The 14,489-nt window shown below is 73.3% G+C and carries 9 protein-coding genes and 2 pseudogenes; 4 read left to right on the top strand and 7 right to left on the bottom strand.

Annotation, left to right across the window (positions count from 1 at the left end; genetic code table 11):
* Positions 1-445: cupin domain-containing protein (locus AB8Z36_RS14220; RefSeq protein WP_369213641.1), on the bottom strand; the 445-nt coding region annotated here is incomplete at its 3' end.
* A 52-nt stretch (positions 446-497) separates the two neighbouring features.
* Between AB8Z36_RS14220 and AB8Z36_RS14225 the strand changes: the two genes are divergently transcribed.
* Both AB8Z36_RS14225 and AB8Z36_RS14230 read left to right on the top strand, forming a co-directional pair.
* Positions 498-1,541, top strand: coding sequence for a GlxA family transcriptional regulator (locus tag AB8Z36_RS14225; protein WP_369213642.1), 1,044 nt, complete (start codon positions 498-500; stop codon positions 1,539-1,541).
* Between the two features lie 73 nt (positions 1,542-1,614).
* Positions 1,615-3,180, top strand: coding sequence for an acetolactate synthase large subunit (locus tag AB8Z36_RS14230; RefSeq protein ID WP_369213643.1), 1,566 nt, complete (start codon positions 1,615-1,617; stop codon positions 3,178-3,180).
* A 61-nt stretch (positions 3,181-3,241) separates the two neighbouring features.
* Here the strand turns inward: AB8Z36_RS14230 and AB8Z36_RS14235 are convergent.
* The 3 genes and pseudogenes from AB8Z36_RS14235 to AB8Z36_RS14245 form a co-directional block, all read right to left on the bottom strand.
* Positions 3,242-6,120 (bottom strand): annotated as a pseudogene (locus AB8Z36_RS14235) (peroxidase family protein).
* 344 nt (positions 6,121-6,464) lie between these two features.
* Complete coding sequence (locus AB8Z36_RS14240; protein WP_440581916.1) at positions 6,465-6,866, bottom strand: YchJ family protein; 402 nt, start codon at positions 6,864-6,866, stop codon at positions 6,465-6,467.
* A 37-nt stretch (positions 6,867-6,903) separates the two neighbouring features.
* Positions 6,904-7,605 (bottom strand): FadR/GntR family transcriptional regulator, encoded by a 702-nt coding sequence (locus AB8Z36_RS14245; protein ID WP_369213645.1) that lies wholly within the window; start codon positions 7,603-7,605, stop codon positions 6,904-6,906.
* A 138-nt stretch (positions 7,606-7,743) separates the two neighbouring features.
* Between AB8Z36_RS14245 and AB8Z36_RS14250 the strand changes: the two genes are divergently transcribed.
* Both AB8Z36_RS14250 and AB8Z36_RS14255 read left to right on the top strand, forming a co-directional pair.
* The gene (locus AB8Z36_RS14250) at positions 7,744-8,274 is read left to right on the top strand and encodes a gluconokinase (protein WP_369213649.1); all 531 of its coding nucleotides are present in this window, start codon (positions 7,744-7,746) and stop codon (positions 8,272-8,274) included.
* 45 nt (positions 8,275-8,319) lie between these two features.
* On the top strand, positions 8,320-9,717 hold the full coding sequence (locus AB8Z36_RS14255) for a GntT/GntP/DsdX family permease (RefSeq protein ID WP_369213646.1): 1,398 nt from the start codon (positions 8,320-8,322) through the stop codon (positions 9,715-9,717).
* A 65-nt stretch (positions 9,718-9,782) separates the two neighbouring features.
* On the opposite strand, the gene AB8Z36_RS14260 is transcribed toward AB8Z36_RS14255, so the two are convergent.
* From AB8Z36_RS14260 to AB8Z36_RS14270, 3 genes and pseudogenes are all read right to left on the bottom strand, one after another.
* Positions 9,783-11,357: an APC family permease gene (locus tag AB8Z36_RS14260; protein ID WP_369213647.1), complete on the bottom strand. Its 1,575-nt coding sequence runs from the start codon at positions 11,355-11,357 to the stop codon at positions 9,783-9,785.
* A 42-nt stretch (positions 11,358-11,399) separates the two neighbouring features.
* A pseudogene (locus AB8Z36_RS14265) lies at positions 11,400-12,366 on the bottom strand (hypothetical protein).
* A 212-nt stretch (positions 12,367-12,578) separates the two neighbouring features.
* A complete protein-coding gene (locus AB8Z36_RS14270) occupies positions 12,579-14,234 on the bottom strand; it encodes an FAD-binding dehydrogenase (RefSeq protein WP_369213648.1) in 1,656 nt (551 codons plus the stop codon).
* Positions 14,235-14,489: the final 255 nt, after the last annotated feature.

A 14,489-nucleotide genomic window follows, 5' to 3' on the forward strand; every position in this document is an offset into this window, starting at 1 on the left:
GGCCCGTGGTCACGTCCACGTGGTCCGGGATCTCCTCGTGCCGGKCGCCCACCGTCAGCGTGCCGGTGGGCTCGAAGAGCATGATGCGGGCGCCGTCCGGGGCGTACGGCTTGTGCTCGGTGCCGCGCGGAACCGTGAAGACCGAGCCCCGGGGCAGGGTCACCCTGCGCTCCCCCGCCGGTTCGCGCAGGTCGATGTGGAGTTCGCCGTCGAGTACGAGGAAGAACTCGTCGGTGTTCTCGTGCACGTGCCAGACGTGGTCGCCCAGCAGCTTCGCCACACGGACGTCGTAGTCGTTCACGGAGGTGACGATGCGGGGGCTCCACAGGGCGTCGAAGGAGGCGAGGGCGTCGCCGAGGGCGACGGGCACGGCGGCGGGGGCGGCCGGTCCGGCGGCGGCGGGCTCGGCGGAAGCGGCGGGGTCGGTGACGTGTTCACTGGTCATGTGGTGATCCTGCGGTGTGACGGAGTGCCGCCGCGAGTGCTAGAAACCGCACATGGCGCAAGAATCCTCGCAACCGGCCCTCGGACGGGCACCGCACCGGGTCGTGGTCGTCGTCGACGAGGGGACCAACCCCTTCGAAGTCGGCGCCGCCACCGAGGTGTTCGGTCTGCCCCGGCCCGAACTCGGCCTGCCCGGCGCCCTGTACGAGATCGTGCTGTGCACGCCGAAGCCCGGCGTGCGCATGAACCACGGCTTCTTCACCCTCACCGGGGTGCCCGGACTCGACGCCGCGGAGAGCGCGGACACGCTGGTCCTGCCGGGGCGTCCGGACAACGCGGCACCGCGCGGAGCGGCCGTCCTCGCGGCCATCCGGCGGGCCCATGAGCGCGGCGCCCGGATCGTGAGCCTGTGCACCGGCGCCTTCGCGCTCGCCGACGCGGGCATCCTCGACGGGCGCAGGGCCACCACGCACTGGCAGTGGGCCGACTCCTTCCGGCGGCGGTTTCCGGACGTGCGGCTCGAACCGGACGTGCTCTTCGTGGACGACGGCGACATCCTCACCGCCGCGGGCAGCGCCGCCGCGCTCGATCTGGGTCTGCACCTCGTGCGCAAGGACTTCGGAGCCGAGGTCGCCAACTCCGTGAGCAGGCGTCTTGTCTTCTCGGCGCACCGGGACGGAGGCCAGCGGCAGTTCGTGGAGCGGCCGGTTCCGCCGGTGCCCGACGCCTCCCTCGCGCCCCTGCTCGCCTGGGCGCAGGAGCGGCTCGGCACCCCCCTGTCGGTGGCCGGCCTCGCGGCCCGCGCCGGAGTCAGCCCCGCCACCCTGCACCGCCGCTTCCGCGCCCAGCTCGGCACCACACCGCTGGCCTGGCTCACCGCCGAACGGGTGGCCCTGGCCTGCCGACTCATCGAGCGCGGCGAGGATCGGCTCGACGTGGTCGCGGACCGCAGCGGCCTCGGCACCGCCGCCAACCTCCGGGCCAGGCTGCGCCGCGAGACGGGGCTCAGCCCCACCGATTACCGGCGCAGGTTCGGCCCCGGCGGCCCCGCGCCGGCTGGCCGGATCCCGGCTGCCGCCGCGGCCCGCACCCCGTGAAGACTGGCCTCTCCCACGCACCCGGCGCGGACGCCCCGCGCGCGCCCGCGCCACCGAGCAGAGGCGGACCGCCATGCCGAACGGAGCGCAGATCCTGATCAGCGGCCTCGTGGACGGGGGTGTGCGGGCCTGCTTCGCCAATCCCGGCACCTCCGAGATGCACTTCGTGGCCGCTCTCGACGCGGTCCCCGAGATGCGGCCGGTGCTCTGCCTCTTCGAGGGCGTGGCCACGGGCGCCGCCGACGGGTACGGGCGGATGGCCGGACGCCCCGCCTGCACGCTGATGCACCTCGGCCCCGGTCTGGCGGGCGGTCTGTCCAATCTGCACAACGCCCGCCGGGCCGCCTCCCCCGTCGTCAACGTCGTCGGCGACCACGCGCTGCGGCACAAGCGGCTCGACGCGCCCCTGGAATCCGACATCGGGGCGCTCGCGGGCACCGTGTCGGCGTGGACCCGGCGCACGTACCACGCGGAGGAACTGGCCGGTGACGTCCGGCAGGCCGTCGCCGCCGCCGCGGGTCCGCCGGGCGCCATCGCCACACTGATCGTGCCCGCCGACGTCTCCTGGTCGCAGGCGGGCGAGCCGCCCGCCGCCGCGCCGCCGCCCGCCGCCCGGCGCGGCCTGGTCTCGGTGGACGCGGTGACGGGCGCCGCCGACGCCCTGGGCTCGGGCGAGAGCGCCGCGCTGCTGCTCGGCGGGGACGCGGTGCGCGGGCCCGCGTTCGCGGCGGCGGGCCGGGTGGCGGCGGCGACCGGCGCGAAGCTGCTCTGCGAGACCTTCCCCGCCCGCCAGGAGCGCGGCGCGGGACGACCCGTCGCCGAGCGCCTGGCCTACCTCGCGTCCGGCGCCTCGCGGCAGCTCGCGGGCCTGCGCCACCTGGTGCTCGCCGGGGCGGCCTCGCCCGTGTCCTTCTTCGCCTATCCGGGGCGGGACGGCGGTCTCGTGCCGGACGGCTGCGCGGTGCACACCCTCTCCGCGGGCACGGAGGACGTGACGGCGGCGCTCGAAGGCCTCGCCGAGGTGGTGGGCCCCGGCGCGAGTCCCGTACGGGCGGCCGCCGCACGTCCCGCGCTGCCCTCGGGCGACCTCACCGCGGAGTCGGCCGCCGCGGTGATCGGGGCGCTGCTGCCGGACGGGGCGATCGTCGTCGACGAGGCCAACACCAGCGGCATCTGGCTCCCCGGCGCGACCGCGGGCGCGCCGCCGCACGACTGGCTGACGCTGACCGGCGGGGCGATGGGCCAGGGCCTGCCGCTGGCGGTGGGCGCGGCGGTCGCCTGCCCGGACCGGCCGGTGCTCGCGCTGGTCGGGGACGGCGCCTCGATGTACACGCCGCAGGCGCTGTGGACGCAGGCGCGGGAGGGCCTCGACGTCACGACGGTGGTCTTCGACAACGGCTCGTACGCGATCCTGAACCTGGAGCTCGGGGCGGTGGGCGCGGCGCCCGGCGGCCCCAGGGCCCGCAGACTCCTGGATCTCTCGGGGCCGCCGCTCGACTTCGTGGCGCTGGCCCGGGGGATGGGTGTCCCCGCGGAGCGGGCGACGACGGCGGCGGAGTTCACGGCGCTCCTGAAGCGCGGTCTCGCGGAGCCGGGGCCGCTCCTGATCGCGTGCCGGGTACCGGCGCTCGGCCTGTAGGGGCGCGGAGCCGGGTCGTCCGGGCCGTGAGTCCCGGGCGACCCGGTGTGCCGCGCCGCCCTCAGCCGCCGGTCCGGTCCTCGGCGCCCGCCGGCCGCACCTGCCGCCAGGGCGAGAAGGCGCTGACGCCGCGCGGGAGCAGGCCCGCGAGTTCGGGGCAGTGCCGCAGCAGGACGGAGTTCATGCCGCCCTTCTGGACCCAGTCGATGCCGAGCGGGGTGTAGATCTCCGGGCGGAAGTCGACGGTCAGGAAGCGGTCGCTCTGGAGCCGCCTGGTGGCCATCAGGATGAAGATGCGGAAGGCCGTGTCGCTGAAGCCGAAGCCGTGCGGCGGGTTCTCGGCGAACAGGCCGACCACCGTGTCGATCTCGTCGACCGAGCGGTAGACGTCCTTGAGCGCGGCGACGGTCGCGGGGTCATCGGAGAGGTCCTCGAAGCGGCGCAGCCGCTGCTTGTGCAGGCCCTCGCGGAAGTCGTTGTAGCGGGGTACGCCGCGCCTGCGGGTGCGCACCAGGTCGACCACGGACAGGTCGATGATCTCGCCGTCCCGTTCGAAGTGCTGGAGCGCGCGCGGGAAGTTGTGCAGGGTGATCGCGCCCGGGTGGGCGGTGCCGAAGGAGTACAGCGTGTCGGTGAGGCCCGTCTTGCGGATGGCGCCCTCGGCGAAGCCGCCCTGGATGTCGCGGAAGCCGAGGGTCTCCAGGCGCTGCCCGAAGCGGTGTTCGCGCATCTCGAAGTCGTCGGGGATCAGCGGGTGCATCCGGTAGACGGTGACGAAGTCCTCGGTCAGCGAGTACGGGGCCCTGTGGTGGTCCGGCAGCGTCCTGGGGATGCCGGTCAGCGAGTGGGATTCGAGCAGCCACAGGCCGAGCTTGTTGAGCCAGTTCGCGGGCGGGCCGTCCCAGTTGGTGTGCAGGCCGAGGTCGATGGCCTCGGTGGCGAGGATCGCCGGGGTCCACTCCACCGTATGGATCTTGGCGATGAGGGCGGAGACGACCAGGCGGGCGGTGTGGTAGACGCTCTCCTCGCTCATCGAGGGGTAGGTGTGCCGCAGCGCGTCGCAGACCGCGTTGTGCTCACGGGCGAAGAGCGTGTGCATGGCACTGAGCCCCATCCACCAGCTCTCGGCGAAGCCGGTCAGCGGTATGCCGTTCTGGCCGAGGGGCAGATGGCCCTCCTCCAGGCGGAGTGCGGCGCCGCCGCCCGGCTCGCGCAGATAGGTGGCGGTGCGCTCGTCCTCGCCGTACACCTCGGACCCGTCCCACCAGTGGGAGGCCGCGTTGGCGAAGAGCAGCGGCGGCTGTCCGCCGGGGAGTTCGATGCCCTCGTTCTCCGCGAAGCGCATGACGCGCTCGGCGGGGCCGCCGGGGGTGTTCTGCCAGGTGCTGCCGGGCGGCAGCGGCACCTCGACGACCGGTCCGCCCGGCTTGTGACGGCGGTGGTTGACCCAGTCGTGGACCTGGAACTGGATCCAGGCGGCGGCCAGCACGTTCAGCGAGGTCGCGGGCAGGAACGTGTCGCGGTGCAGGAGCCTGCGGCTGACCTCGACCGGGTTCGGCACGTCGAAGAGGTCGGGGCGGTAGACCGGCTTGAGGTTGCGCCCGAAGGCCGCACCCACGGCGCCCATCCGCGGCTTGGAGAGGTCGTTGTAGGTGCCGTCGTACGAACGTGAGGTGCGCAGCCGCTCGTCGGGCGGCGGGGTGGGCACGGGGACGGCCCTGGGCGGCGCCTCGTGCACGTCGGTGTCGATGAGGTTGTAGCGGCGCAGCGCCTTGCGCAGGAAGACCAGGTTGAGCAGGCTCGCCTCCAGCGGCAGCTTGTGCCAGGGCACATAGCGGTTCAGGAGGCGGAACGCGGCGCCGACCGGCACGTCGAGGACGCGGTTGCGCAGCGGTTCCTCGGTGACGAAGCGCAGGCCGTCGCGGTGGGCGGCGCTCGCCTCGTACGCGGCCTTGCGGGCCCGGTTGAGGTTGCCGAGGGGGCGGAAGTCGTCGGTGGTGTACCACGGGTTGAAGGCGGTCGCCTCGACGCGCTGGGCCGCGGCGCGTGCCTCGGCGGTGTCGAGGTCCTGGCTCGGCACGGTGAGCGTGGCGACGGGCAGCGCGGGCGAGACGGACTCCAGCCACTCCACGGAGCCGTCCTCGATCGGGGTGACCTTCTCGTCGACGTACCGCTGGACGCAGAGGTCGAAGCTGATGTCCTGACGGGCGAGCCTGGCCTCGAGCTCGCGGCTCAGATGGTCGGGGTCGCGCCGGTTCCCGCCGCCGGCCGCCGCGCCGTGGACGACCGGGCGCAGCAGGTACCGCACGGGGCCGGCCGCGCCCCACAGGATGGCGCTGCGGCTCCAGTACGTCTCGTCGGCGAGGCTGCTCACCGTGTGCTTGACGGCGGTCCTGATGTTGCGGCGCATGCGCGTGGCGGCGGTCGAGCCGATGGCGAGCGGCAGTTTGACGAAGAGCCCCACCGCCTTCTCCACGGTGCTCGTCGCCCCCGCCATGGCCTTGGCGAACGCCACGAACTCCCGGCCGCCTCGCGCGCGTGCGACACCGGGAAGCTGGTGGCGAGCAGGTCGTGGCTCTCCGCCGCGGAGACCGTGACGCGCACGGCGGCGCCGCGCAGGTCGGGCGCGCCGTCGGCGGCCCGGATGCCGCCGGCGTTGGAGAGGCGCAGGGTCGCCGGGTACTCGGCGCCGGGCTGGGCGAAGCCCACGCGCAGGGCGTCCGGGAGGTCGTCGTGGAAGCGGAGGCGGGCGTTCTCGACGCCGAGCGCGGCCTTGGCGTGCAGGGCGCGGTCGGGTTTCGGGGCCTTGGCGGCGCGCCGGTTCTTCTCCTGGACCTTCATCAGCTCCTGGGCCAGGCGCTCGAAGATCCGTCGCTCCGCCTCCGGGCTGCCGCCCATGTAGCGCTCATAACTCCGCTGGTGCTGTCCGCTGTCGGCCATCGGGCGCCTCTTCCATCGCACGGCGTAGGACGTACGGCGTGCGGGACTGCGTGAGGGACGGGGGCACGCAGACGCTACTGGCGGTGCCGGTCGGCCGCAGCGGGTGTTCCCGCCGATGTGCGCGGGCCGCGCCGGTCCTCGAACTGGCGGCCGGGCCAGGGCGTTTGGGCCCGTCGGCGGCTTCCCGGCGGGTGCGGGGCGCCCCCGGCGCGGGGCGGACACACCCCGGGTGGACGCCCGCTTCCCTGTGGCCCCACGCGCCCACCCGCGCCGGTGGCCGATCCCGGCGGGTGGCGGCCCCGCGCGGACCGGCGGGCTCAGCGGGGTCAGCGGGGTCAGCGGGGTCAGTCGATGAATGCGCCGTCGACGTACACCCATCCACCGTCGAGCCGTTCGAAGCGGCTGCGTTCGTGCAGGGAGTCGGGGCGTCCGTCGTCGGTGTAGCGCGCCCGGAAGGTCACCGTGCCGGTGGTGTGGAACGCGGTGCCCTCGGTGGTCTCCTCGATCTCCAGGCCCGTCCAGCGCATCGCCGGGTCGAACTCCACGCGCGGCGGGCGCGTGCGGGGGTGCCAGGTGCGCAGGAGGTAGCCCTCGTCCCGGACGGCGAAGGCGCTGTAGCGGGAGCGCATCAGCTCCTCGGGGGTGCGCGCGGCGGCCTCGCCCCGGTGCAGCCCGCCGCAGCACTTCTCGTACGGCTCGGGGTGGCCGCAGGGGCAGGACGTGGGGCGTGGGGCGCGTCGGGACATGCCGTCCATTGTGGCCGACGCGGGTGCGCCCGCCCGCTCAGGGCGCCAGGATGTCCAGTTCCTCCAGGGCGCCCAGGGCGATCTCCCGGGTCAGGGCCTCGGCGCGGGCGGCGTCGCCCTCCCTGACCGCCTCGGCGACCCTGACGTGCAGGGTGACGGCGGGCGGGTCCGGGTCCTCGAACATCACCTGGTGGGCGGTGCGCCCGGTCAGGACCTCGGCGACGACGTCGCCGAGCCGGGCGAACATCTCGTTGCCCGAGGCGTTGAGGATGACCCGGTGGAAGGCGACGTCGTGCCGCAGATAGCCCTCCAGCTGGTGGCCGCGGGAGTGGGCGACCATGCCGAGCGCGCACTCGGTGAGCTCGGCGCACTGGGCGGCCGTGGCGTGCCGGGCGGCGAGCCCGGCCGCGACCGGCTCGATGGCGGAGCGCAGCACGGTGAGGGAGCGGAGCTGGCGGGGCCGGTCGGCCCCGGCCAGGCGCCAGCGGATGACCTGCGGGTCGTAGACGTTCCACTGCTCGATGGGCAGCACGGTGACGCCCACGCGGCGCCGGGAGGCCACCAGGTGCATGGATTCCAGGACCCGGACCGCTTCGCGCATCACCGAGCGTGACACCTCGAAACGCTGGGCGAGCTCGTCCGTGCGCAGGACGCTCCCGGCCGGGTACTCACCGGCCGTGATCGCGGGCCCGAGGCTTTCCAGTACGCGGGAGTGCAGCCCTCGGGCCTGAGCGGTCATGAGGGAAGCCTACGAGGGAAGCCGCCCGAGCAATAAGTCAGACTTTTATGTCACAGGCTCTTGAATTCGTCTGACCTAATGGGTTTCAGTGACGTGAACGAAGGACCGATGTCGATGAGGACAGCGAGGCAGGACGCGATGAAGGAACGGCGCACCCCCCACGTCGTCGTGATCATGGGCGTGGCAGGGACCGGCAAGACCACGATCGGGCCCCTGCTCGCGGACCGGCTCGGCGTGCTGTACGCCGAGGGCGACGACTTCCACCCCCCGGCGAACATCGAGAAGATGTCCTCCGGCACGCCGCTCACCGACGACGACCGGTGGCCCTGGCTCGACGCCATCGGCGCCTGGGCGGACGGCCGAGCGGGCAAGGGCGGGGTGGTCAGCAGCTCGGCGCTGAAGCGGAGCTACCGCGACCGGCTGCGCGCCGCGGCCCCGGGGGCCGTCTTCGTCCACCTCACCGGTGACCGCGCGCTCATCGAGGACCGGATGTCGCACCGGCAGGGCCACTTCATGCCGACCGCGCTCCTCGACTCGCAGTTCGCCACGCTCCAGCCCCTCGGGGCGGACGAGGCGGGCGTCTCCGTCGACGTCTCGGGCAGCCCCGAGGAGATCACCGACCGGGCCGTCGAGGCCCTGGACGGTCTCGAAGCACCCGCTGCCCCGTAAGCCTCCCCCCACTCCCACGCACACCACTCGTACTAGGGATCAACCGTGACCCATCTCAGCGTCGAGATGCTGGCAGCGGACCCCGTCGAGCCGATCACCTCGGCGGGCCACGCCCAGCTGGGGATCGCCGTACTCGCGGGCATCGCCGTCATCGTCCTGCTCATCACCAAGTTCAAGCTGCACGCGTTCCTCGCGCTGACCGTCGGGTCACTCGCGCTCGGCGCCTTCGCGGGCGCCCCGCTCGACAAGACCATCGCCAGCTTCACCACCGGGCTCGGCTCGACCGTCGCGGGCGTGGGTGTCCTCATCGCCCTCGGCGCGATCCTCGGCAAGCTGCTCGCGGACTCCGGGGGCGCCGACCAGATCGTCGACACGATCCTCGCCAGGGCGGGCGGGCGCGCCATGCCCTGGGCGATGGTGCTCATCGCCTCGGTGATCGGCCTTCCGCTCTTCTTCGAGGTCGGCATCGTGCTGCTGATCCCGGTCGTCCTGATGGTCGCCAAGCGCGGCAACTACTCGCTGATGCGGATCGGCATCCCGGCGCTCGCGGGCCTCTCCGTGATGCACGGGCTCATCCCGCCGCACCCCGGGCCGCTCGTCGCGATCGACGCGGTCAAGGCGAACCTCGGTGTCACGCTCGCGCTCGGCGTCCTCGTGGCGATCCCCACGGTGATCATTGCGGGGCCGCTGTTCTCCAGGGTCGCGGCGCGCTGGGTCGACGTGCCCGCCCCCGAGAAGATGATCCCGCAGCGTCCCTCGGAGGACCTGAAGAAGCGGCCCGGCTTCGGCGCCACGGTCGCCACGGTGCTGCTGCCCGTCGTCCTGATGCTGGCCAAGGCGCTGGTGGACATCGTCGTCGACAACCCCGACGCCACCGTGCAGCGGGTCTTCGACGTCATCGGCTCGCCGCTGATCGCCCTGCTCGCCGCGGTGATCGTCGGGATGTTCACGCTGGGCCGCGCGGCCGGTTTCACCAAGGACCGGCTCTCGGTCACCGTCGAGAAGTCCCTCGCCCCGATCGCGGGCGTGCTGATGATCGTGGGCGCGGGCGGCGGCTTCAAGCAGACGCTGATCGACGTGGGCGTGGGCCAGATGATCCTGGACTTCTCCAAGGACTGGTCGATCCCCGCGCTGCTGCTCGCCTGGCTGATCGCGGTGGCCATCCGGCTCGCGACCGGCTCGGCGACGGTCGCGACGATCTCCGCCGCGGGCCTGGTGGCACCGCTGGCGGCCGATATGTCGACCTCGCACACGGCTCTGCTGGTCCTCGCCATCGGCGCCGGTTCGCTGTTCTTCTCCCACGTCAACGACGCGGGGTTCTGGCTGGTCAAGGAGTACTTCGGCCTGGACGTCGGCCAGACGGTCAAGACCTGGTCCGTCATGGAGACGATCATCTCCGTGGTGGCGGGCGGCCTGGTGCTGCTTCTGTCCCTGATCATTTAGCGGGGTGTGACCATGCCGGTGGCCGCGCCGCACCCACGCACCGCGGCCACCGGCATGTCCGCCCCTCACACCTTCGGCGAGGCGGGCGATCCCGACGCCTTCTCCAGCTGGAACGCCTCGTTGCCGAGGCCGATCCGCGCGTGGGCCGCCGGGTTCCTCGCCTTGAGGACCGCTCCGTAGGCCACGCCGATCACCGCCGCCGCGAGGATGATGCCCGGCAGGGCCCAGCTCAGGGCCGAGCCGGGGCCCGCGCCCACCAGGACGTCGAAGTCCTTCACCGTGTAACCGGCGATGACCAGGAGGCCCGCCGCGGCCAGCGCGGAGGCGGCGATGCGCCAGGCCTGGGCCCGCGCCGCGCCCCTGCGGGCGAAGAAGACGATGACGGCGACGGACGCCGTGGCCATCAGCAGGATGACGCCGAGGGCACCGATGTTGCCGCCCCAGGTGAACAGGTGCAGGACGGGCGCGGTGGGGTCACCGGCCGGGCCGTCGTCCGTGACGGCGAAGGCCACCACGACCACGACCGAGATGACGGTCTGGAGCAGCGAACCCGTGCCCGGGGCGCCCGTGGAGGTGTTGGTGCGGCCGAAGGCGGCGGGCAGCAGACCCTCACGGCCCATCGCGAAGGCGTAGCGCGCCACGACGTTGTGGAAGCTGAGGATCGCCGCGAACATGCCCGTCACGAAGAGGACGTGCATGACGTCGGTGAAGGTACCGCCGAGCCGTGACTCGGTGAGCCCGAAGAGCAGCCCCGCGCTCTGCTCCCGCGCGGCCGGGACGATCCCGGAGGGCCCGGCGGCGACGGTCAGCGCCCAGGAGCTGAACGCGAAGAAGACCGCGACGAACCCGACGGCGAAGAACATCACGCGGGCCACGACGACCTGCGGGCGGCTGGTCTCCTCGGCGTACACGGGAGCCTGTTCGAAGCCCGTGAAGGCCGCGATGCAGAAGCAGAGCGAGGTGGCGACGCCCGCGCCGGTGAGGGTGTCCGGGTTGAAGGCGTGCAGGGACAGGCCCTCCTTGGCCGGGTCGGCGACGGCCGCGATGTCGAAGATGACGACGAGGACCACCTCCACGATCAGCAGGACGCCGAGGACCCGGGCGTTCAGGTCGATCTTCAGCCAGGCCAGGACCGCGACGACGGCCACGGCGACGAGCGCGGGAATCCACCAGGCGACCTCGACGCCGGCGTAGGTGTCGAGGAGCCCGGAGACCTCGAAGCCGAGGAGTCCGTAGAGCCCCGCCTGGAGGGCGCTGTAGGCGACGAGGGCGACCAGCGAGGCGCCCGCGCCCGCGGTGCCGCCGAGGCCGCGGGATATGTACGCGTAGAAGGCGCCCGCGTTGTGCACATGGCGGCTCATCTCGGCGTAGCCGAGGCTGAAGAGCGCGAGGACGACGCCGAGGACGAGGAAGAGCAGCGGCTGCCCGACCACACCCATCACGCCGTATGTAGTGGGCATGACACCGGCGACGACCATGAGGGGACCGGTCGCCGCGAGCACGGAGAGCAGCAGCCCCGCCGTGCCGAGCCGGCCGGCCCGCAGCGCGCGTTCCTCGCCCTTGTACGTGCTGATCCCGCCGCCGGACGGCGGCCCGCCGGGGGATCTGGTTGCGCTCGTGCTCGAACTGCCCGTCGCCATGGCGCGGCCGTCCTTTCCGGGGTACGTCAGGAGTGCTGGGTCTCAGGCCGATCCGAGCGCGGTGGCGCGCGCGGCCGTGAACGCTTCGTGCGGGTCCCGGTCGGGGTAGGACCAGGGGGCCGGGGTCGCGTGCCGTCCGATGCGGTGGAAGAGCGCGGCGGCCTCGGCCGCCCGGCCCGAGCAGAACTTCGCGTGGGCGAGGAAGTTGAGGTCGACGTGGCACCGGGGGTGCGGGACGCGCGCGGGCGTCTCCCACTCCAGCCACCAGTCGAAGGCGGCCCTGATGACGCCCTGGGCGCGCCGCCCGGGGGGTCCAGTGCCGGGCGGCGACGGGGTCGGCGGCCTCCATGCCCGCGGCGGCGAGCACGCGGTAGCGCTCGGTGTGCGCGATCACCGGCAGGACCGCCAGGGGCGAGCCGGGGGAGGCCTGTTCGGCGGCCCAGGACGCGAAGTCGTACACCTCGTGCAGCGGGTCCTGGCCCGCCGCCGGGCGCCGCTCGGCGAGCCGGGCGATCATGAGGTGGTGGGCGTGGTGGTGCTCGGGGTGGCGGTGCCGCACCTCGTCGAAGAGGCGCACGACGTCCTCCTCGCGGCCGAGGGAGCGCTCCAGGACGAGCAGCGCGAGCCAGGGCGTCGGGTCGTCGGGGGCCCGGGCGGCCGCCTCGCGGCACTGGGCGCGCACCCGGTCCGAACGCGCCTTGCCGCGCAGCGCCTTGTGCACGGCGGCGAAGACGAGCAGCAGCCCGGCGTCGTGGCTCTCGGGCTCGACGAGCCGCCAGTCGCGGGCCCACGCGGAGGTGGCGGGTTCCTGGCCGAGCACGTCGAAGCGGTGCCCCCTGCGGTCCCAGTCGTCGCCGGTGGCGGCGAGCAGCTCGCGGACCTCGGTCCAGCGGCCCTGGGCCAGCGCCGCCCGGGCCGCGACGAGTGCGGTGTCGTCGAGCGCGGGGTCGAAGGCCTGCGCCGCCGTCTTCTTGCGGGAGCGGCCCAGAGAGGGTGGAGGTGGGGACACCGCGGGACGTCCTCCCGGCGCGGTTCGCGTACGGATGATCACACACAGCAAACCGGTAGGCGACCCTCCGCGTCAAGGGCAGCCTACCCTTCCTTCTTCACCAACTCGTTTCAATCTACGTGGACTTCACACTTCGCCCCTCGGCGCGCTTTTGGGGCGAGGGCCTGGTCACGGCCCGGTCGGCCCACCTGCCGGGTCAGCCCACCTGCCCGTCAGCCCACCTGCCTGGCCGCCGCGCGGCCGGCCGTGCGTCCGGAGAACAGACAGCCGCCGAGGAAGGTGCCCTCCAGCGAGCGGTAGCCGTGCACTCCCCCGCCGCCGAATCCGGCGGCCTCGCCCGCCGCGTACACCCCGGCGAGCGGCTCGCCGCCCTCGGTCAGGACGCGCGAGGAGAGGTCGGTCTCCAGGCCGCCGAGCGTCTTGCGGGTGAGGATGTTGAGGCGTACGGCGATGAGGGGACCCGCCTCGGGGTCCAGGACCCGGTGCGGCGCGGCGGCCCTGATGAGGCGGTCGCCGAGGAACTTGCGGGCGCCCCGGATGGCCGTGACCTGGAGGTCCTTGGTGAAGGGGTTGGCGATCTCGCGGTCGCGCGCGGCGAGGGTGCGGCGCAGGGCGGCCTCGTCGATGAGCGGCTCCTTGGTGAGCGCGTTCATGCCGCGCACGAGCGCGGCGAGGTCCCTCTCCACGACGAAGTCGACGCCGTGGTCCATGAACGCCTTGACCGGACCCGGCACCTCCGAGCGCGCCCGGTCGATGACGCCGCGCACGGACTTGCCCGTCAGGTCGGGGTTCTGCTCGGAGCCGCTGAGGGTGAACTCCTTGCCGATGATGCGCTGGTTGAGCACGAACCAGGTGTGGTCGTACCCGGTGCCCATGATGTGTTCGAGCGTGCCGAGGGTGTCGAAGCCGGGGAAGAGCGGCACGGGCAGCCGGTTCCCGCGCGCGTCCAGCCAGAGGGAGGACGGCCCCGGCAGGATGCGGATGCCGTGCCGGTCCCAGATGGGGTTCCAGTTCTCGATGCCCTCGGTGTAGTGCCACATGCGGTCGCGGTTGATCAGGCGCGCCCCGGCCTCCTCGGCGATGCCGAGCATCCTGCCGTCCACGTGCGCGGGCACCCCGGAGATCATCTTCTCGGGAGGGGTGCCGAGGCGCTCGGGCCAGTGGGCGCGGACCAGATCGTGGTTGCCGCCGATGCCGCCGGAGGTGACGATCACCGCCTGGGCACGGAACTCGAAGGTGCCGGTGACCTCGCGGCTGCTGGCCTGGCCGCGCTCGATCTCCGAGGCTTCGAGCACCTCGCCGGTGACGGTGTCGAGGTCGCCCGCGCTGCGCGAGAGCCCGGTGACGCGGTGCCGGAACCGGAGCTGGACCAGGCCGCTCGCGACCCCCGCGCGCACCCGCCGCACGAACGGCGCGAGCAGCCCGGGGCCGGTGCCCCAGGTGATGTGGAAGCGGGGCACGGAGTTGCCGTGGCCCTGCGCGTCGTAGCCGCCGCGCTCGGCCCAGCCGACGACCGGAAAGAACCGCACGCCCTGCCCGTGCAGCCAGGACCGCTTCTCACCGGCGGCGAAGTCCACGTAGGCCTCGGCCCACTTGCGCGGCCAGTGGTCCTCCGGACGGTCGAACGCGGCCGTGCCCATCCAGTCCTGGAGGGCGAGCGCCCGGGAGTCCTTGATCCGCAGGCGCCGCTGCTCGGGTGAGTCCACGAAGAAGAGGCCGCCGAAGGACCAGTGCGCCTGGCCGCCCATGCACTGCTCGGGCTCCTGGTCCACGAGGATGACCCGGCGGCCCGCGTCGATCAGCTCCGCGGTCGCCGCGAGACCGGCGAGACCCGCCCCGATCACGATCACATCTGCGTCATACGCCATGGGGGTCGTCCTCCTGGAGGGGGTGCCGGTCGGGGTGCCGCGAAGTTACCGATGGGTCAGATCCTGGGCAGCGGAGTGACGCACGTCAACCGACAGACCGGGCGAACTCGTCAAGCTCCGGTGCGCGGCCGGGCCGATGGGCGGCTATCGTCGGCCAAGTCCCCATTTCGTGCCCCCGGCTTCCCCGCGGACCCGCGCTCCGCTCCTCCCCGGGTGCTCGTACGGCCGCGTTCCCGAGCCCCGAGGTGTGTGACG

This window comes from Streptomyces flavofungini, assembly GCF_041028215.1.
GTDB lineage: Bacteria > Actinomycetota > Actinomycetes > Streptomycetales > Streptomycetaceae > Streptomyces > Streptomyces flavofungini_B.

Bases quoted from the DNA above. Each gene is read 5' to 3' on its own strand.
- AB8Z36_RS14225 (WP_369213642.1), top strand. From the start codon at position 498: ATGGCGCAAGAATCCTCGCAACCGGCCCTCGGACGGGCACCGCACCGG.
- AB8Z36_RS14230 (WP_369213643.1), top strand. From the start codon at position 1,615: ATGCCGAACGGAGCGCAGATCCTGATCAGCGGCCTCGTGGACGGGGGT.
- AB8Z36_RS14240 (WP_440581916.1), bottom strand. From the start codon at position 6,866: ATGTCCCGACGCGCCCCACGCCCCACGTCCTGCCCCTGCGGCCACCCC.
- AB8Z36_RS14245 (WP_369213645.1), bottom strand. From the start codon at position 7,605: ATGACCGCTCAGGCCCGAGGGCTGCACTCCCGCGTACTGGAAAGCCTC.
- AB8Z36_RS14250 (WP_369213649.1), top strand. From the start codon at position 7,744: ATGAAGGAACGGCGCACCCCCCACGTCGTCGTGATCATGGGCGTGGCA.
- AB8Z36_RS14260 (WP_369213647.1), bottom strand. From the start codon at position 11,357: ATGGCGACGGGCAGTTCGAGCACGAGCGCAACCAGATCCCCCGGCGGG.
- AB8Z36_RS14270 (WP_369213648.1), bottom strand. From the start codon at position 14,234: ATGGCGTATGACGCAGATGTGATCGTGATCGGGGCGGGTCTCGCCGGT.